Origin of the sequence: Streptomyces sp. NPDC002896 (genome assembly GCF_040295225.1) — a bacterium.
Taxonomy (GTDB): domain Bacteria; phylum Actinomycetota; class Actinomycetes; order Streptomycetales; family Streptomycetaceae; genus Streptomyces.
On the sequence record NZ_JBEOVA010000008.1, the window covers coordinates 357,065 to 377,481 of the forward strand.

11 protein-coding genes are annotated in these 20,417 nt (G+C 71.0%); 10 read left to right on the top strand and 1 reads right to left on the bottom strand.

The window, feature by feature from the left end; translation table 11 throughout:
• Positions 1-16 precede the first annotated feature (16 nt).
• Both ABT009_RS17500 and ABT009_RS17505 read left to right on the top strand, forming a co-directional pair.
• On the top strand, positions 17-1,876 hold the full coding sequence (locus ABT009_RS17500; protein WP_351294802.1) for a PucR family transcriptional regulator ligand-binding domain-containing protein: 1,860 nt from the start codon (positions 17-19) through the stop codon (positions 1,874-1,876).
• A 235-nt stretch (positions 1,877-2,111) separates the two neighbouring features.
• Positions 2,112-3,572 carry an aldehyde dehydrogenase family protein gene (locus ABT009_RS17505; RefSeq protein WP_351294805.1) on the top strand — a complete coding sequence of 487 codons (1,461 nt, stop codon included), beginning with the start codon at positions 2,112-2,114 and terminating at the stop codon, positions 3,570-3,572.
• Between the two features lie 146 nt (positions 3,573-3,718).
• Here the strand turns inward: ABT009_RS17505 and ABT009_RS17510 are convergent, their stop codons facing one another.
• On the bottom strand, positions 3,719-6,562 hold the full coding sequence (locus ABT009_RS17510; protein WP_351294808.1) for a glycoside hydrolase family 3 C-terminal domain-containing protein: 2,844 nt from the start codon (positions 6,560-6,562) through the stop codon (positions 3,719-3,721).
• Between the two features lie 396 nt (positions 6,563-6,958).
• Here ABT009_RS17510 and ABT009_RS17515 point away from each other — a divergent pair, with 396 nt between their 5' ends.
• The 8 genes from ABT009_RS17515 (at position 6,959) to ABT009_RS17550 (ending at position 20,391) form a co-directional block, all read left to right on the top strand.
• Positions 6,959-8,644, top strand: a complete 1,686-nt coding sequence (locus ABT009_RS17515; RefSeq protein WP_351294811.1) for an extracellular solute-binding protein — start codon at positions 6,959-6,961, stop codon at positions 8,642-8,644.
• Between the two features lie 4 nt (positions 8,645-8,648).
• On the top strand, positions 8,649-9,704 hold the full coding sequence (locus ABT009_RS17520; protein WP_351294814.1) for an ABC transporter permease: 1,056 nt from the start codon (positions 8,649-8,651) through the stop codon (positions 9,702-9,704).
• The gene (locus tag ABT009_RS17525; protein WP_351294817.1) at positions 9,701-10,630 is read left to right on the top strand and encodes a carbohydrate ABC transporter permease; all 930 of its coding nucleotides are present in this window, start codon (positions 9,701-9,703) and stop codon (positions 10,628-10,630) included. The genes ABT009_RS17520 and ABT009_RS17525 overlap by 4 nt, the downstream gene beginning before the upstream one ends.
• Before the next feature lie 304 nt (positions 10,631-10,934).
• A complete protein-coding gene (locus tag ABT009_RS17530) occupies positions 10,935-13,187 on the top strand; it encodes a 1,4-beta-glucanase (RefSeq protein WP_351294820.1) in 2,253 nt (750 codons plus the stop codon).
• 40 nt (positions 13,188-13,227) lie between these two features.
• A complete protein-coding gene (locus ABT009_RS17535) occupies positions 13,228-15,243 on the top strand; it encodes a beta-galactosidase (RefSeq protein ID WP_351294822.1) in 2,016 nt (671 codons plus the stop codon).
• A gap of 167 nt (positions 15,244-15,410) precedes the next feature.
• Positions 15,411-17,633 (top strand): glycosyl hydrolase family 95 catalytic domain-containing protein, encoded by a 2,223-nt coding sequence (locus ABT009_RS17540; protein WP_502989900.1) that lies wholly within the window; start codon positions 15,411-15,413, stop codon positions 17,631-17,633.
• Positions 17,634-17,677: 44 nt separating this feature from the next.
• A complete protein-coding gene (locus ABT009_RS17545) occupies positions 17,678-18,391 on the top strand; it encodes a glycoside hydrolase family 12 protein (RefSeq protein ID WP_351294828.1) in 714 nt (237 codons plus the stop codon).
• Between the two features lie 200 nt (positions 18,392-18,591).
• Positions 18,592-20,391: an ABC transporter ATP-binding protein gene (locus tag ABT009_RS17550; RefSeq protein WP_351295052.1), complete on the top strand. Its 1,800-nt coding sequence runs from the start codon at positions 18,592-18,594 to the stop codon at positions 20,389-20,391.
• Positions 20,392-20,417: the final 26 nt, after the last annotated feature.

Below are 20,417 nucleotides of genomic sequence, written 5' to 3' on the forward strand. Positions count from 1 at the left end.
GAAGATCTGAAGACCCATGCGCCCCACGCTCGCCTCGCTCGTCCAGCACTCCGCGCTCAAGCTCACGGTGCGCGCGGGCGAGGACCACTTGGACGCCCCTGTCCGGTGGGCGCACGTGAGCGAGCTGGCCGACCCCGTGCCCTACATGGAGGGCGGCGAGCTGCTGCTGATCACCGCGCTCAAGCTCGACGCGGAGGATCCGGAGGCGATGCGCCGCTATGTGAAGCGGCTGGTGGGCGCCGGTGTCGTCGGGCTCGGCTTCGCCGTCGGCGTCAACTACGACGACATCCCCGACGCGCTCGTCGAGGCGGCCGAGGCGGAGGGCCTGCCGCTGCTCGAGGTGCCGCGGCGGACGCCGTTCCTCGCCATAAGCAAGGCCGTGTCGGCCGCCATCGCGGCCGACCAGTACCGGGCGGTGACCGCCGGCTTCGCCGCCCAGCGCGAGCTCACCAAACAGGCGCTGAGCGGGGGCCCCGAGGGGCTGCTCGCCGCGCTCGCCGCGCAGGTCGACGGCTGGGCGGCGCTGTACGACGCGTCCGGCGCCGTCGTCGCCGCCGCACCGGAGTGGGCCGCTCGCCGGGCCGCCCGGCTCACGCCCGATGTCGAGCGGCTGCACCAGCGGACCGCTCCTGCGAGCGCCGTCGCGGGCGGCTCATCGGGCGACGGGGCTGGCGAGGACCGCGTGGAGCTGCACTCGCTGGGCACCGGCCGCCGGGTGCGCGCCGCGCTCGCCGTCGGCACCGCGTCGACGCTGGGCACCGCGGAGCGGTACGCCGTGCATTCGGCGATCGCCCTGCTGACGCTTACGACGGAGCGGTCCCGTTCCCTGCATGCCGCCGAGCAGCGCATCGGCGCCGCCGTGCTGCGGATGCTGCTCGCCGGGCAGCCCGACCACGCCCGGGCGGTCGCCGGTGACCTGTACGGGGGGCTGCTGGACGCGCCGTTCCGCGTGATCATCGCGGAGGCGGCACCGGCCTCTGCGGCGCGGGCCCACGCGAAGGGTGCCGCTTCCGCCGGACGGACGGACTCCGGCGACGCCGACGGGACGTCCCACGAAGACACCTCCGCCCGGGCGTCGGCGGCCGGGCACGCGCGCGTGCCTGCCGCTCAGCCGCAGGCGGGTGGCTCCGCGAGCGTGCCCGCTGTTGCCCACGCGAAGGCGAACGACCACGCGTGCGTGCCCGCTGCCAAGCGGCCGCCCATGGCCGATGTGGCGGCCGACGACCCGCCGAGCGCACTCGCCGATGTCGTCGAGGCCGCCGCGGCGCGCGCCGGTGAGGCACTTCTCGTGGTTCCCGACGGAGACCGGCTCGTCCTGCTCGCCGCCGACGGAGGCGCCGCGGTGGCGGCGTGCATCCAGCACGCCGACGCGCTGGAGCACGCGCGTAACGCAGTGCGGGACGCCGCGGCGCGCGGGACCACCGCGCGCGAGGCTGCCGCGGGCGAGGAGCAGGAACTCGTCGTGGGCCTGTCCGCGCCGGCCGGCCCCATCGCCGCCGCCACGGCCTACAAGCAGGCCGAACAGGCCCTGTCCGTCGCCCGCCGGCGCGGACGCTGCCTCGTCGAGCACGAGGAGCTGGCGGCCGGCTCCGTGCTGCCGCTGCTCGCCGACGACGCGGTACGCGCCTTCGCGGACGGGCTGCTGCGGGCCCTGTACGAACACGACGCGCGGGGCCGGGGCGACCTCGTCGCCTCACTGCGGGCCTGGCTGTCGCGCCACGGGCAGTGGGACGCGGCGGCCGCGGACCTCGGCGTGCATCGGCACACGTTGCGGTACCGCATGCGGCGCGTCGAGGAGATCCTTGGGCGCTCCCTCGACGATCCGGACGTGCGTATGGAGCTGTGGCTGGCGCTCAAGGCGACTGCGAGCGAATGACGCGGGCCGGTTGAACGGTTCGACGGAGTACGTCGTTCGCACGACGCAAGGGCTCGGGCGCCGACACTGCCAAAGCGGTGTGCCGGGCGCGCCTATCACTCCGTACCGGACAAGCGACCCCCGCTGTCCTCGGCCCTACGGTGGGTCCTGGACCATCCGGGTCGGAGGCCGTGCACCGCACCACCGGCCCATGAACCACCCCAATACACCGACAGCGGAAGGGCCGGGACTCAAGATGTCACAGGGAAACGAGGCAGCCACCCACGCCTTCTGGCTCGCCGGCCGCCAGGCCGCCGGCGAGGCCACCTTCGACGTGACGTCCCCCTGGGACGGCCGGCTTGTCGGCAAGGTCGCCGTTCCGAGCGACGCCCAGGTCGAGGAGGCCGTGGCCGCCGCGTACGCCGTCCGGGACGAGTTCGCCGCGACCCCCGCGCACGTACGGGCCGCCGCCCTGGACCACGTGTCCAAGCGGCTCGTCGAGCGGACCGAGGAGATCGCCCAGCTGATCTCCGCCGAGAACGGCAAGCCGATCAAGTGGGCGCGCGGCGAGGTCGGCCGCGCCGTCTCCGTCTTCCGTTTCGCCGCCGAGGAGGCCCGCCGCTTCAACGGCGGTGAGGCCCAGCGCCTCGACACCGACGCGGGCGGCGCCGGGCGCCTCGCCCTGACCCGCCGCTTCCCCAAGGGCGTCGTCCTCGGTATCGCGCCGTTCAACTTCCCGCTGAACCTGTGCGCCCACAAGATCGCCCCCGCGATCGCCGCCGGCGCGCCGATCATCCTCAAGCCCGCGCCTGCCACCCCGCTCTCCGGCCTTCTCCTCGGCGAGCTGCTCGCCGAGACGGACCTCCCGGCGGGTTCCTGGTCGGTCCTGCCGGTCCCCAACGACCGCATGCCCGCCCTCGTCCAGGACGAGCGGCTGCCGGTGATCTCGTTCACCGGCTCCGACAAGGTCGGTTACGCGATCATGGACTCGGTGCCGCGCAAGCACTGCACCCTGGAGCTCGGCGGCAACGGCGCGGCCGTCGTCCTCGCCGACTACGCGTCCGACGAGGACCTCGACTGGGCCGCGAACCGCATCGCGACCTTCTCCAACTACCAGGGCGGCCAGTCCTGCATCTCCGTCCAGCGCGTGATCGCGGACGCCTCGCTCTACGAGCGCCTGGTGCCGCGGATCGTGGCGGCCGTCGAGGCGCAGGTCACCGGCGACCCGTCGGACGAGGCCACCGAGGTCGGCCCGCTGGTCAGCGAGGACGCCGCGAAGCGCGTGGAGTCCTGGGTCGACGAGGCCGCGCAGGCGGGCGCCCAGGTGCTCACCGGCGGCAAGCGCGACGGCGCCTCCTACGCCCCCACCGTGCTCGCCGATGTTCCGGCCGACGTGACCATCTTCTGCGAGGAGGTCTTCGGGCCGGTCCTCACTGTGCAGAAGGTGGACGGCGAGGCCGAGGCGTTCGCCGCCGTCAACGACTCCAAGTACGGCCTGCAGACAGGCGTGTTCACGCACGACCTGCAGACCGCCTTCCGCGCCCACCGGGCGCTCGAGGTCGGCGGTGTCGTGATCGGCGACGCCCCGTCCTACCGCGCCGACCAGATGCCGTACGGCGGCGTCAAGCAGTCCGGCGTGGGCCGCGAGGGCGTGCGGTTCGCCATGGAGGACTACACCTACGAGCGGGTCCTGGTCCTGACCGGTCTCGCCCTCTAGCCGACCGGCCCGCGGCGACAGCCGGTCGGCGCCGCGACAGCCGACCGGCCGCCGCGACAAGCGTTGCGAAAGGGGCCCGGCACCGAAGCATCCCACTGCCTTCGGTGCCGGGCCCCTTCCTATGTGCGCCGGCTTCTTCCGGACCCTCAACCAGAGAAGCCGACGTGCGCGAGCCGCAGCGGGCCGCGCAGCCTGATGTGCAGGTCCTGCACGCCGGTGGCCGCGAACGCGGCGCCGACGGTGGCGTACGCGTAGGGGCCGCCGGTCGCCGGTACGTCGACCGTGGCACGGACCTCGCCGTCCGCCAGCCGGAGCTCGACCGTGCCCTCGCCCGCCGCCTCCACCGACACCTCGGTGACGCCGTCACCGAAGTCGCAGCTGCGGAAGACCAGTTCACCCGTCGCGTCGTCCACCGGCGTCACCGCGTCGCCCGACGTCTTGCTGCGGTCGACGATCGCGGTGCCGCGCTGCTCGTCGTAATCGGCGGCGTCCAGCCCGTTCGCGAGGACCGGACGCGGGGTCGCGGCCTCGCCGTCGATCCGGACGGTCTCGCGCAGCCGGATGTCCTCGCTGGACGCCCCCGCCAGCAGCTCGTACTGCCCCGGCTCCACCCACCAGCGGCCGTGGGCGACGTCCCAGAAGCCGAGCCCGTTGACCGGGAGTTCGAAGGACAGCTCGGCCGAGGCACCGGGGGCCAGGTGGACGCGCCGATACGCGGCCAGTTCGCGGCGCGGGCGCGGGACGGTCGGGTCGACGGCCCGGGTGTAGACCTGGGCGACCTCGTCGGCGGGCACGGCGCCGGTGTTGGTGACGGTGAAGGAGACCCGCAGCGCGTCCCCGTCCCGCCGCACCGACAGGTTCTCGTAGGCGAAGGACGCGTACGACAGGCCGTGGCCGAAGGGGAAGAGCGGGGTGCCCTCGAAGTACAGGTACGTCTGGCGGCCGCCGATGACGTCGTAGTCCAGCAGGTCCGGCAGGTCGTCGTCCGACGCGTACCAGGTCTGCGGCAGCCGGCCGGCGGGGGAGACGTCGCCGGCCAGGACGCGGGCGAGCGCGGTGCCCGCCGCCTGGCCGCCGTGCGCGGTCCACAGCACGGCCGGCAGGTCCTCGTGTTCGACCGTGTACGGGTAGGCGGAGACGAGGGTCAGGACCGTGCGCGGGTTCGCGGCACGGGCAGCTCGCAGCAGGCGTTCCTGCTGGTCGGGCAGACGCAGCGTGGTGCGGTCCTCGGTCTCGCGGCCGTTGATGTGCGGGTCGTTGCCCGCAGCCACGATCACCACGTCCGCGGCGGCCGCGGCACGGGCCACCACGTCCTCGCCGCGCTCGGTGACGACCACCTCGAAGATCTCCGCCTCGGCCGGGTCTTCGGCGGCAACCTTCACGCCGTCGGCGGCGACAGAGACGTACCGGCCCGTTCCCAGGTGCTTCAGGAGGTGACCGTTCTCGTGGGCCCCGGACGCTTCGAGGCGGAACGTCTCCTGGACGACCCAGCCGCCGGGCTGGTCCGCGGAAGCCCGCACGAAGCCGTCGTCCGCGACCGACAGATACCGGCCGTCGGGGGCGCGGAACGTGATGACGTCGTTGCCCCAGTCGATCAGCGCGAGGTCGGTCCCGGTGGCGTCGGCGATCAGCGGCGGCAGGTCCGTGCGGCCCGCGAGGAGCGCCGGGTCGAGGGCGCCCTCGGCGCCGCGCACCTGGTCGTCGGTGCCTTCGGCCTCGGGCACCGAGACATACGTGCCGGACGAGGTCTTCAGCCGTACGCGGTCCACGCCCTCCGCGAATTCGACGTGATCGGCACCGAACCGCTCGTACAGGCCCTCCAGGGGAGTCGAGCGGTGGATCAGCGTGCCGCTGTACCAGTCGAGCTTGCACTCGTCGGCGAGCAGGCCGACCACGGCGATGCGGGTGTCCGTGGCCAGCGGCAGCAGCCCGTCGTTCTTGAGGAGGACGATCGCCTGCTCGGCGGCCTCCTGGGCGAGTGCGCGGTGGGCCGGGGTGTCGAAGTCCTTGGTGTCGGCGTACGGGTCGATCTCCGGGTCGAACTCGCCGAGGCTGAGGCGGACGGCCAGCTGGCGGCGTACCGCCGTGTCGATGTCGGACTCGGAGAGCAGCCCCTGCTCCAGAGCGCCACGCACGCGTGCCACGATCGTCGAACCGTCCGTGCCGTGGTCCGTGAAGCTGTCCACGCCCGCGATCAGTGCGGCGGCCGTCGCCTCCTCGTGCGTGTCGAAGTAGTGCTCCGAGTCGACGAGGTTCGACGGCGCGCCCGCGTCCGAGCAGACCAGCAGCTCCTGGTCCGTCCAGGTCCGCAGGTGCTCGCGCAGATACGGCGAGACGTGGTTGGGACGGCCGTTGACCAGGTTGTACGCGGGCATGACGCCCGCGACCGCGCCCGCCTCCACGGACTCGCGGAAGGCCCGCAGGTCGTACTCGTGCAGCACGCGCGGGCGGACCGAGGAGGACGTGATGTCGCGGCCTGTCTCGTTGTTGTGGGCGAGCCAGTGCTTCAGGACGGGGGCCGTGCGCCAGTATGCGGGGTGGTCGCCGCGCAGGCCGCGGGTGTACGCGGTCGCGATGGCCGAGGTCAGCTTCGGGTCCTCCGAGTAGCCCTCCTCGTTGCGGCCCCACAGCGGGTGGCGCAGCAGGTTCACCGTGGGGGACCACACATTGAGGCCGATGCGGTCGTCGTGGGCGCGCATCGCGCGGACCTCCGTCGAGACCGCCTCGCCGACCCTGCGTACGAGGTCGTCGTTCCAGGTCGCGCCCAGGCCCACGGCCTGCGGGAACACGGTCGCCGGGCCCATCCAGGCCACGCCGTGCAGCGCCTCCTGGCCGGTGCGGAACGCGGCGACGCCCAGCCGTTCCACGGCCGGCGCGAACTGGTGCAGCATCGCGATCCGCTCGTCGAGCGTGAGCCGCGCGAGCAGATCGTCGACCCGTTCGCCGGACGGGAGCTGCGGGTCGCGGAAGGGCAGCGGATGTGCGGTCACGTGGGAATCCCCTTGTGGTGGAGCGAGGTGTGCGCGGTGTGCGCCCTGTGTCGTCGAACGAGGGCGCGCGCTTTCGAAGCGCTTCGATGCTGTTGCCGTGGAGCGGTGAGTGTCAAGACACGTCATGGCAACAACTCTTGGGTCGAAGTCTCGCATGTGCCCTCTCCCCGCCCCGTATATAGGTCGGAGGAATGTTGGAATCGGCTCTTGTGCGCCTCGGGGTGTTCACTTAACCTCGCAGCAACATCGAAGCGCTTCGACAAGGATCCGGGCACCCACGTTCTGTGCACCGCTCCGATGTCCGCTTCAGCTCCGCCAGTTCCACTCGAGACACCGAAGCCGACCGGTGGCACGCCGCCCCGGGTGTCCTGGTGTGCACCATGAAGGGTTGACGCAATGACGCCGAACTCCTCCTCCGCGAGCTCCGCCCCGAGCCGGAGAAGCTTCCTCGCCTCCACGGCCGTCGCCGCGGCGGCCGTGGCCGGCGGGATGCCGCTGCTGACCGCCTGCGGTGGGTCGGACGGCGGCTCCAAGGACGGCACGACCTCGGGCAAGGACGCGAAGAAGATCCTTCCCACCTTCGTGGCCCAGAACGTCGTGACCCCGGACATCCCGTCGAAGAACGGCTCCGCGGTCGGCTTCACCAGCAAGCTCTCCCTGGCCGATCTGAAGACCTCGGTGCCCGAGAAGCTCGGCAAGGGCTCCACCGTCAAGATCATGTCGCCGTTCTGGGGCTCGCCGCCGAAGAGCAGCAACCCTTACTACAAGGCGATGAACGAGCTGATCGGCGCCGACATCGTCTGGCAGAACCAGGACGGCAACACCTACGACGAGAAGCTTGGCGCCGTTCTCGCCTCCAGCAACATGCCGGACGTCGTGGTCATCCCCAGCTGGAACATGGGCGGCAAGATACCCAGCGCCATCATCAGCAAGATGGCCGACCTCGGCCCGTACCTCTCCGGCGACAAGGTCAAGGAGTACCCGAACCTCGCGGCCCTCCCCACGGACGCCTGGCGGTACTCCATCTTCGGCGGCAAGCTGCGCGGTCTGCCGCAGCCCTCTCCCACCGTCCCGGGCATCGTCCCCTTCTACCGCAAGGACATCTTCGACAAGGAGGGGTACGAACTCCCCACCTCGGCCGACGAGTTCCTGGCTCTCGCGAAGGACATCACCAACGCCAAGGCGAAGGTGTGGGCCTGTGACGACATGAAGTGGACCGCCTTCAACAGCTTCGGTGTGCTGTCCGGCAGCGAGAAGCCGCTCGGCTGGAACCTCGTCGACGGCAAGCTGATCTACCGCGTCGAGACCGACGAGTACCTCGAAGCGCTGGAGTGGACGCGGAAGCTGTACGCGGCGGGCGTCGTCCACCCCGACGCCAAGGCGCAGAACCAGGGTGACGCGGGCCTGCGCTTCACCTCGGGCGAGGTTCTGATGTACAACCAGAACATCTCGGACTGGTGGGGCAAGATGGCCGAACAGGCCACGCAGAACAAGAAGTTCCGCATCGCCGGCATGGACATCTTCGGCCACGACGGCGGTGACCCCCAGCTCTGGGCCGCATCGCCCGCGGGCATTTTCGCCTTCATCAACAAGAAGGCGTCGAAGGCCGTGATCCATGACGTGCTGGCCGCTGCGAACGTCGCCGCCGCCCCGTACGGCACCAAGGAGTACATGCTGACCCAGTACGGGGTCGAGGGCACGCACTACACCGTCAAGGACGGCATGCCGATCAAGACCGACAAGGGCAACCAGGAGGTCGTGAACGCCTACGTCATGCTCTCCCTGCCGGCCCCGACCATCGCGCACCCGGACTTCCCGGACATCGCGAAGGAGCAGGTGGAGTGGCAGCAGCGGATGGGCGCCTTCACCAAGAAGTCCTCCTTCTTCGGGATGCAGGTCACCGAGCCCGCCCGCTACACCAACCTGTCCAACGACTTCGAGCAGCTCGAGGACGACATCGTCCGCGGCCGCAAGAAGATCAGCGACATGCAGCAGGCCATCTCCGACTGGAAGAGCCAGGGCGGCGACAAGCTGCGCGACTGGTACAAGAAGCTGCTCGACGACAACGGCTCGCAGGGGTGACGTAGTGTCGTCGCACAGCACCACACCAGGCGCACCCGCCCGGACCGCCGCGTCCGTGGTGACGGACGGCACCGAGCCGTCCGTCGCCCCGGCGACGCGCGCGAGCAAGTCCAAGGCGGCCAAAGCCTCGAAGGGCGGTACCTTCAGGAACCGCCTCAGGCGGGACCGCGCCCTGATCCTGATGACCCTGCCGGCCGTGCTGCTGGTCCTGGTCTTCAACTACGTACCGATCCTGGGCAACGTCGTCGCCTTCCAGGAGTACGACCCGTACGTCAGCGACAACGGGGTCATCTCCATCCTGCACAGCCCCTGGGTGGGCTTCGAGCAGTTCCAGCGGATCTTCGAGGACTCGGCGTTCTGGGACGCCGTGCAGAACACCCTGGTGCTGTTCATCCTGCAGCTGGTGCTCTTCTTCCCCATCCCGATCCTGCTCGCGCTGCTCATCAACAGCGTGATCAGGCCCCGCGTACGGGCCGTCTCCCAGGCGATCCTCTACCTGCCGCACTTCTTCTCCTGGGTGCTGGTCATCACCGTCTTCCAGCAGATCTTCGGTGGCGCCGGCATCATCGCGCAGACCCTGCGGCAGCACGGCTACGAGGGCTTCGACCTCATGACCGACCCGGGGATCTTCAAGTTCCTGGTGACGGCGGAGGGCGTCTGGAAGGACGCGGGCTGGGGCATCATCGTCTTCCTCGCCGCGCTGGCCTCCGTCAGTCCCGACCTGTACGAGGCCGCGGCGATGGACGGGGCCTCCCGGTGGCGCCGGATGTGGCACGTCACACTGCCCGCGCTGCGCCCGGTGATCGCCCTGCTGCTGGTGCTGCGCGTCGGCGACGCCCTCACCGTCGGCTTCGAACAGATCCTGCTGCAACGCGACGCGGTCGGGCCGGGCGCGGCGGAAGTCCTCGACACCTATGTGTGGTGGAACGGCGTCCGCAACCAGGACTTCAGCTATGCGGCCGCCGCCGGCCTCATCAAGGGCGTCGTGAGCCTGGGACTGGTGCTGGCGGCGAACAAGGTGGCCCATCTCATGGGCGAGCAGGGGGTGTACAAGAAGTGAGCGCCGTCACCGAAGGTCGTCCGCGCAGCCCCTGGGCTGCCCCGCCGAGGCCTGCATGGGAGGGCGAGCCCAGCAAGGCCGGGCTGGCCGGCAAGGGCCTCGTCCTGGGCATCGCCTGCCTCGCGGTCCTCTTCCCGCTGTGGATCGTCATCGTCACCAGCCTGTCCTCGAAGAAGACCATCACCGAGGCCGGCGGTCTGGTGCTGATCCCCAAGGGCATCACCTTCATCGCCTACCAGGAACTCCTGAGCGGCGGCCAGGTCACCCGCGCGACGATCATCAGCATTCTGGTCACCCTGGTCGGCACGCTGTTCTCGATGACGGTGTCCGTCCTGTGCGCCTACGGGTTGTCCCGTACCTCGTCGCTCGGACACCGCTGGTTCCTGATGACGCTGCTCGCCACGATGTTCTTCGGCGCCGGCCTCATCCCCACGTATCTCCTGGTGCAGACCCTGGGGCTGACCGACACCTACCTCGCGCTGATCCTGCCGAGCGCGGTGAGCGTCTTCAACATCCTTGTCCTGCGTGGCTTCTTCATGGGCATCTCGCCGGAACTCATCGACAGCGCACGGATCGACGGCGCCGGCGACTGGCGGATCCTCTGGAAGATCGTGCTGCCGCTCTCCCGCGCGGTCGTCGCGGTGATCACGCTCTTCTACGCCGTCGGCTACTGGAGCGCCTGGTTCAACGCGTCGATCTACCTGAGCGACCAGGACATGATGCCGCTGCAGAACGTCATGATCCAGCTCGTGCAGAAGCAGGAGGCCCCGATGGGGATGGGGCAGGCCATCAAGACCGGCCAGCTGTCCGAACTCGCCGTCCAGATGGCGGTCATGGTGCTCGCCCTGCTCCCCGTCGCGTTCCTCTCGCCCTTCGTCCAGAAGCACTTCAAGAAGGGCATGCTCACCGGCGCGGTCAAGGGCTGACGCCCGCACCGCACCTCGTTCGCCGCCGTGTCCGGCCGGGCCTGTCGCCGGCCGGACACGGCGGGCACCAACTCCGCGCCGTGGGGATTCCTGTCCCCGTTACGGCGTGGCTCCCTCTCCGCGCCGTGACTGCCGGATCCCCGCGGTCGGGCCGTCTGTCGCGACGATCTCGGAGCCTCCTGTTCCAGGTCCACCAGCCCCTAGATCCGGCCCCCCCCGATTCGCCCTCCCCCAGCTCCACCCTCCCCCCAGGTCCAGGTTCATCAGACTCCTCCGCTCCTCCCCGCACAGAACGAGGTATGTCATGAGCACGCACCGCCTGAGCAGACGCACCGTCCTCGCCGGGACTGCCGCCTCGGCTGCACTCACCGCCGTCCCCGCCTTCCAGGGCACGGCCCATGCGGCCACCAAGGCCCCCACCGCCGGAAGTGCCACCGCGGCAGCCGACGCCAACGCGAACCCCTACCGCTGGCGCAACGCCGTCATCGGCGGCACCGGCTTCGTCACCGGTGTGCTGTTCCACCCCTCCGTACGCGGACTCGCCTATGCCCGCACGGACATCGGCGGCGCCTACCGCTGGGACGACGGCACGAGCCAGTGGCTGCCGCTCATCGACCACATCGGCTGGGACGACTGGAACCTGCTCGGTGTCGAGGCGATCGCCGTCGACCGCGCCCACCCGGACCGCGTGTACCTGGCCGTCGGCACGTACGCCCAGTCGTGGGCGGGCAACGGTGCCGTGCTGCGGTCCGACGACCGCGGCGCCACCTGGACCCGCACCGACCTGAGCGTGAAGCTCGGCGCCAACGAGGACGGCCGCGGCGCGGGCGAGCGACTCCTCGTCGACCCGCGCGACAGCGACACCCTGTGGCTCGGCACCCGCCACGACGGCCTGCTCAAGACCACCGACCGGGGCGCTACTTGGGCGTCCGCCGACTTCCCGGCGCAGGCGAAGGCGTCGGGCCAAGGCGTCATGTTCCTCGTCGCGGCCGGGCGCACCCTGTACGCAGGCTGGGGCGACGGCGACGGCAGCGCGACCGCGACGGTCCTGTACCGCACGACCACGTCCGGCGCCTGGGAGGCCGTGCCCGGCCAGCCCACCGGGACCGCGGCCAAGGTGCCGATCCGCGCCGCGTACGACGCCGCCACGCGCGAGCTGTACGTGACCTACGCCGACACCCCCGGACCGAACGGCCACTCGACCGGCTCCGTCCACAAGCTGAACACCGCGTCCGGCAAGTGGACCGAGGTCACGCCCGTGAAGCCCGGCGGCACGACGGACGACGGCTCCAACGACACCTTCGGCTACGGCGGCGTCGCCGTGGACGTCTGCCGCCCCGGCACCGTCGTCGTCTCCACCAACAACCGCTGGGCGGCCATCGACACGCTGTACCGCTCCACCAACGGCGGACGTACCTGGACGTCCCTCAAGGACTCTGCTGTCTTCGACGTGTCCGAGACTCCTTATCTGAAGTGGGGTGAGGACAAGCCCAAGTTCGGCTGGTGGATCCAGGCCGTCGGCATCGACCCGTACGACTCGAAGCACATCGTGTACGGGACGGGTGCGACGCTCTACGCGACCCGGGACCTGAAGAACTGGGCACCGCAGATCCGCGGTCTGGAGGAGACCGCCGTGCGCCAGCTGATCTCGCCCCCGGCCGGCGATGCACACCTGCTCAGCGGGCTCGGCGACATCGGCGTGATGTACCACGAGCTGCTCACGGCCTCTCCGTCACGCGGCATGGCGACGAACCCCGTGTTCGGGTCGGCGACGGGACTCGCGCTGGCCACGGCCAAGCCGTCGTACGTCGTACGGGCCGGCTGGGGCGACAAGGGCAACGGTGCCTACTCGAACGACGGCGGGCAGACCTGGGCGCCCTTCGCGGCCCAGCCCGACATCGCCAAGAACGCACCGGGACCGATCGCCACCAGCGCCGACGGCTCGACGCTGCTGTGGTCGTTCGTGCACTGGGACGGCACCAAGTACGCCGCACACCGCTCCACCGACAACGGTGCGACCTGGACCGAGGTCTCCTCCTTCCCGAAGGGCGCCACGCCGGTCGCCGACCCGGCCGACCCGACGCTCGTCTACGCGTACGACACCGACACGGGAAAGCTATACGCCAGCACTGACAGTGGCGCCTCCTTCACCGCCCGTGCGACCGGACTGCCCTCCGGCGACAACCAGTTCAAGATCGCCGCAGCACCCGGCCGCAGCGGCGACCTGTGGCTCTCGGCCAAGTGGAACGGCCTGTACCGCTCCACCGACGGCGGCGCCACCTTCACAAAGGTGAGCAGCTGCTGGGCGTCGTACACGCTCGGCTTCGGCAAGGCCGCCGACGGAGCCGACTACCCGGCGATCTACCAGGTCGGCGCCACGGAGGCGATCACCGCCGTCTACCGCTCCGACGACGAGGCCAAGACCTGGATCCGGATCAACGACGACGCCCACCAGTGGGGCTGGATCGGTGAGGTCATCACCGGCGACCCCCGCATCCACGGCCGGGTCTACCTCGGCACCAACGGCCGCGGCATCCAGTACGGAGACCCGGCCTGACAGCCCGCCCGACGCCCAGCGCCTACGGAGAACCTTCCTGATGACCCCCCAGACGCCCAGCGTGACCGCATCCGGTACGCCGGACCGCCCGACCCTCGCCGACACCACTCGCGGTCGCATCCTCTTCGGCGGCGACTACAACCCCGAGCAGTGGCCGGAGGAGACCTGGCTCGAGGACGTGCGCCTCATGCGCGAGGCAGGCGTCAACTCCGTCACGCTGGGCGTCTTCTCCTGGGCGAAGCTCGAACCACGCCCGGGAGCACGTGAGTTCGGATGGCTCGACCGCCTGATGGACCTCATGCACGAGAACGGCATCGGGGTCGTCCTCGCGACCCCGACCTCCTCGCCCCCGCCGTGGATGGGCCGGCTCCACCCCGAGACGCTGCCGCGTGACGAGAACGGCCAGACCGAGTGGTGGGGCTCCCGCCAGCACTTCTCGCACTCCAGCGCCACCTACCGCCGCTACGCCGCCGCCATCACCGAGGACCTGGCCGCCCGCTACGGCAGCCACCCCGCCCTCACGATGTGGCACATCAACAACGAGTACTGCACCTACGACTGGGGCGACGAGGCGGCCACCACCTTCCGCCGCTGGCTGCAGGACAAGTACGGCACGCTCGACGCCCTCAACACCGCCTGGGGCACCGCCTTCTGGAGCCAGGGCTACGGCAGCTGGGACGAGATCCTCCCGCCCCGCCGCGCCCACTACATGAAGAACCCCACCCACGTGCTCGACTTCAAGCGCTTCACCTCCGACATGCTCCTGGAGTGCTACGTCATCGAGCGCGACATCGTCCGCCGGCACACCCCGCACATCCCGGTGACCACCAACTTCATGCCGTTCTGGATGGGCCAGGACGCCTGGCGCTGGGCCGAGGAGGAGGACGCCGTCTCGGTCGACATCTACCCCGACCCGCGCGACCCCTTCGGCGGCCAGAACGGCGCGCTGATCCAGGACATGACGCGCTCCCAGGCGCGCGGCGGTCCGTGGATGGTCATGGAGCAGGCTGCCGGACCCGTCAACTGGCGGGGCGTCAACCACCCGAAGCCGCGCGGCCTCAACCGCCTGTGGTCGCTCCAGGCCGTCGCCCGCGGCGCCGACGCCGTCTGCTACTTCCAGTGGCGCCAGTCCCGGCAGGGCTCGGAGAAGTTCCACTCCGGGATGGTCAGCCACGCCGGAGAGCAGGGCCGCACCTTCCAGGAGGTCAAGCAGATCGGCGCCGAGCTCGCCCGTATCAGCGGCGAGGTGACCGGCACGCGCGTGGCCGCCGATGTCGCGATCCTGCACGAATGGAACGCCTGGTGGGCCGGCCAGCAGGACGGCCGACTCTCCTCCGCCGTCGACTACCAGGACGTCGTACGCGCCTGGCACCGCGGCCTGTGGGAGGCGGGCACGACGGTTGCCTTCGCCCACCCCGAGCACGACCTGTCCGCGTACAAGCTGGTCGTCGTGCCCCAGCTGTATGTGCTCACCGACGCGGCGATCGACAACCTGGTGGCGTACGTGCAGGGAGGCGGCACCCTGGTCTGCGGCTTCCAGACCGGCGTCGCCGACGAGGACGACCGGGTGCGCCCTGGCGGCATGGACGAACGGCTCCGCGAGCTGTTCGGCATCCGGATCCTCCACGAGTGGTGGCCCCTGGACGCGGACGAGACCGTCGAGGCCGACGGCTTCCGCGGCACGCTCTGGTCCGAGGAACTGGAGGCCGCGGACGCGGACGCCGTCACGCCCTACAAGGGCGGCGAGCTCGACGGCCTGCCGGCCGTGCTGCGCAAGGGCCGTGCCTGGTACGTCTCGACGCTTCCGGAGCCAGACGCGCTGCGCGACCTGCTGGCACGGGTGGCCGCCGAGGCGGGCGCCCGCCCGGTGCTCGAGGGCCTGCCGGCCGGGGTGGAGGCGGTCCGCCGGGGCGAGCTGCTCTTCGTCCTCAACCACCGGCGCGAGCCGGTGACGGTCGAGGTGCCCGCCGGCACCCACCGCGATCTCCTCACCGGCGAGGCCGTCGAGGGCTCGCTGGAGCTGGAGCGGTACGGGGTGGCGGTGCTGGCGCCGTGAACGGGCAGCAGGACACGCACGTCACGCGCGCGACGCGGACCGGGGACGGCACGCGCGCGTGGCAGGCCACAGACCGCACGCGCGCGTGGCAGGCCACAGACGGTACGCACGCGTGGCGCGCCGGAACGTGGGAGCCGACGCCCGCCGCCCGCTGGGAGGACGCCTTCCTGAGCGGCAACGGCCGGCACGGCGCCATGGTGTTCGGCGATCCGAACGACGACCGGATCATCGTCAACCACCACACACTCGTCCGCCCCAACGGCAGCGAGCACGCCCGGCCCCCGCAGCTCGCCGCCGAACTCGCCGCACTCCAGGACCGGCTGCTCGACGGCGACACCACGGCCGCCGAGCGCTTCACGGACGGCCGCGGCCTGATGTGGGTGAAGCCCTTCCACCCCGCGTTCCAGATACGGCTACGCAGACCGGCCAGTGAATCGCGCGGCTATCGGCGCTCCGTCGACTTCACCACCGGCGTCGCCGACGCCGTGTGCGCGGACTGGCGCAGCCGAGTCTTCGTCTCACGCGCCGACGACGTCATCGTCCAGTACGTCACCGGACCGGACCTCACCCTGGACATCGCCCTCGACCACCGTCTCCCCGGCGTCCCGGCAGGCCTGTCGGTCGGTCACGGGGCGGCGCTCACCCGCGAGGGCGCCCTGTTCACGCTGCGCGCCCGCTACCCGGACAGCGACCTCGCGTACACCGGTGTGACCCTCGCGGTGACCACCGGCGGCCGTACGACCGTGGAGCCGCCCGGCGTGCGGATCGAGGGCGCCGATGGCGTACTGCTCCTCACGCGCGTGCACCGCCACACCGGTGAACTGGACGTCCTGGCAGAGGCCGACGCGATGCGCGCCCTGCTGCCCGATCTGCCGCTCGACGTACGGCCAGAAGACGAGGGCCTCGCCGACGCAGCCGACGCCTACGCCCACCTCCTCGGCCGCCACACCGCCCTCCACCAGCCCGCCTACGAGCGCGTCTCCCTCCGCCTCGGCCCCGCCGAAGGCGATCCCGCGGGCGGCGGCGCAGACGACGCCGACCGCGCCCTTCCCGGCTCCGAGCTGCTCAGCCGCCCCAAGAGCGCCGCCCTCCTGGAACGGCTGTTCGCGGCGGGCCGCTACCACCTGCTGTCCGCGAGCGGCATGCTGCCGCCGCGCCTGCCCGGCCTGTGGACCGGAGATTGGGACACCGCGTGGTCGGGGGCGTTCACCACCAACGCCAACCTCAATCTGCAGACCGCGTCGGCGGCCGCCACCGCCCTGCCCGAGGTCCTCGAGGCACACGCCGCCCTCGTCTACGGCCAGCTGCCGGACTGGCGGGACAACGCTCGCGCGATCTTCGGCACCCGCGGCATCGTCGCGCCCTCGCACACCGACGGCGAGTCGGGGCACACGTACCACTTCAGCCGCGAGTACCCCCTCCACCTGTGGACGGCGGGTGCCGACTGGCTGCTGAAGCCCCTCGTCGACCACGACGAGACCCGCGGCGAACAGGACCCGCGCCTGGCCGCAGCCCTCGCTGAAGTGGCGCAGTTCTACGAGGACTTCCTGACTCGCACAGGCCCCGACGGCCATCTCGTCGTCGTCCCCTCCTACTCCCCGGAGAACCGGCCGGCGAACGCGAGTTGGGGCGCTCTCAACGCCGCCATGGACCTCTCCGCGGCCCGCCACGCCCTGATCACCGCAGCCGCGTACCACCCTGGCACCCCGGACGCCGACCGCTGGCGCGCCCTCGCCGACCGGCTGCCGCCGCACCGCGTCAACGACGACGGCGCGATCGCCGAATGGGCCTGGTCGGGCCTCGACGACTCCTACGACCACCGGCACCTCAGCCACCTCTACGGCGTCTGGCCGCTGGACGAGATCAACCCCTACGACACCCCAGGGCTCGCCGCGGCCGCCCACCGCGCGCTCCAGCTCCGCGGCGCCGAGAACGACTCCGCACACGGACATCTGCACCACGCCCTGATAGCGGCCCGCCTGCGGGACGGCGAGCGGGTCGAAGCCGCCCTGGACCAGGTCCTGACGGGCGACTTCTTCCACGCCTCGCTGATGAGCGCGCACTACCCGAACCGCGACGTCTACAACGCGGACGCCGCCCACGCACTGCCCGCGCTGCTCGTCGAGATGCTGGTGCAGTCGACACCGGACCGGCTCGTCCTCCTGCCCGCGCTCCCGGACGCGTACGCAAGCGGCCAACTGCTCGGCGTACGCACCCGCTTCGGCGCCGAAGTCGACCTCACCTGGGGCCCGGACGGCGCCACCGCCGTGATCCGACCCACCCGCAGCGTCCGCATCGACCTGCGGACGCACTCCCGGACTTCCACCGGCGCGCGCCCGCTCTCCCTGCGCGCCGGGGAAGACCGCGTCCTCACTCTGGAGGCGCGGTAGATCGAAGAACTCAGCAAATCCCCCCACCCATGGAAAGGGACACCATGGCACGACGCACACTGAGCAAGGTCACCAAGGCTCTGCTGGCCCCCGCGCTCGCGCTCGGCGCGACGATCGGCCTCGCATCCGCCCCCGCCCAGGCCGCCGTCTGGAACTCCTGCGACCAGTGGGGCAACACCACGCTGAACGGCTACACGCTCTACAACAACATCTGGGGTTCCGGCGCCGGCAGCCAGTGCATATGGGCCAACTCCGGCACCAACTGGGGCGTCTGGGCCGACCACCCCAACACCGGCGGCATCAAGTCCTACCCCAACTCCAAGAAGGTGATCAACAAGTCGATCACCTCGCTCGGTTCGCTCAGCAGCAGCTACAACGTCACGGTCCCGTCCTCCGGCGCGTACAACACCTCGTACGACATCTGGGACACCGACTACGACTACGAGATCATGCTCTGGGTCAACTACAACGGAGCCGTCGGACCGCTCGGCACCTCGCAGGGCAACGTCACCCTCGGCGGCCACACCTGGACCGTCTACAAGGGCAACAACGGCGCCAACGAGGTCTTCTCTTTCCTGCGCACCTCGGACTCCAGCTCCGGCACCGTCAGCATCCTGCCGATCCTCAAGTGGATCAAGGACACCAAGGGCTGGATGGGCAACGAGACCATCGGAGACGTCCAGTTCGGCTACGAGATCACCTCGTCGTCGGGCGGGCTGGACTTCCAGACGAACAACCTGACCGTCTCCAGCAGCTGACCGGCTGACGGCGGGCCAGAAAATCGCAGCACGGCAACACAGCACCACGGCACCATGGAGCACCGCGAAAGGGAGCCGGTCCCGTCCGGGGCCGGCTCCACCACCCACCGGAACCCGCGAGGTGACCCGTACTGACCGGCCCACTGACGCAGCGCATCGCGCTGCTCCGCCCGCTCCGCACCGTCCCCCGCCCCTTGCTGGTGGGGCTTTCGCTGCTCCTGCTCGCCCAGGCCCTGCTGCCCGCGGCCACCGCGGTCGCCATGGGGCATCTCATCGGCCGCGCCGAGCGGCTGACCGGCGACGGAGTCCTCGGCGGCCTCCTGTGGCCCCTGGCCGCCTTCACCTGCCTCCTCCTCGTCGCGCACCTCCTCGAGTCGTTCATCGAGCCCCTGGACTGGCTGCTCAAGGCGCGGATCGTCGGCGCACACCGGGCCGCGCTCCTGCGCCGCGCCGTCTCCGTCCCCACCATCGGCGGCCTGGAGCAGCCCAGGACCCAGCAACTCGTGCAGGCCGCCTCCGCGGACCCGGAGAACTGGACCGAGCGCACCCCGGCCGACGGCGCCGCCGCCCAGCTGCGGTTCATCAGCGCCGCCTGCGGCTTCGTCGCCTCGTCCGCCGTCCTGGTCGCCTTCGCGTGGTGGGCGGTGCCCGTGATCCTGCTGCCCGTCGTCGCGCTGCGCATCCGCTTCGTACGCCGCTTCGCGGAGCTGATCCGGCAGTGGCTGACCCGCGCCGACCGCGCCCAGCAGGGAGGGGTGTGGGCCGAGGCGCTGACGTCGCCGAGCGCCGGGAAGGACGTGCGCACCTTCGGCCTGGCCGGGTGGATGCTCGCCGAGCACCGGCGTCATCTGATGGGCATGTTCGAGCCGTTGTGGCGCAGGACCGTCCACACGTCCTGGGAGAACATCGGGCACGGGATCGTCGTTCTCGGCTGTCTGCTCGCCGTGTTCGTACCGGCAGCGGCGGGCGGTGCGGACGGCACGTACTCGGCGGCCGTCGCCACGGCCGTGCTGAGCGCGGGCTGGTCGCTGGTGAGCCTCGTCGACTACGCCGACGGGCGCGACGTCGCCGGGGCCGAGGCCGCAATCGAAGCAACCGAGGAGCTGGAGAAACTCCTGCCGGTGTCCGACGATGCCGGTGCGCTCCATGCCGGACGTGTGCCGCGCCAGGGCGCGCAGATGCCCGACGGCTCTCTCCACGTCCGCTTCGAGAGCGTCTCCTTCTGCTACCCCGGCACCGAGCACACCGTCCTCGACGGCCTCGACCTGGAGATCCGCCCCGGCGAACTCCTCGCCGTCGTCGGCCTCAACGGCGCCGGAAAGTCCACGCTCATCAAGCTGCTCTCCGGCCTGTACGAGCCGACCGGCGGCCGTATCACCGCGAACGGCACCGACCTGGCCGAGCTCACGCCCGACGCGTGGCGCCGCCGCATCTCGGTCGTCTTCCAGGACTTCGTACGCTACGAACTCTCCGCCGCCGACAACGTGACCCTCGGCCAGGCCGCCGTCCCCCGGAACGACACCGCGCTCGAAGCGGCCGCCCGCGACGCGGGGCTGACCGCCGTCCTGGAGCGGCTGCCGCAGGGCTGGGACACCCCGCTCGCCCGCTCCCGCACCGACGGCGTCGACCTGTCCGGCGGACAGTGGCAGCAGGTCGTCCTCGCCCGCGCGCTCTACGCCGTGCACACCGGCTCCCGGCTCCTCGTGCTCGACGAGCCGACCGCCCACCTCGACGTACGCACCGAGTTCGACGTCTTCGACCGGCTCGCCCGCGCCCGCGGCGACGACACCTCCGTCGTCCTCATCTCGCACCGCCTGTCCACCGTCCGCCAGGCCGACCGGATCGTCCTTCTCGACGGCGGCCGCATCACCGAATCCGGCAGCCACGACGAACTGATCGCCCGGCAGGGCACGTACGCCGAGATGTTCGCGATCCAGGCCGAACGCTTCCGGCGCGGCCACGAGGACCGCATCGAGGAAGGCGAGTACGGCATTGAGTGAGGCGAGTACGGCATTGAGTGAGGACG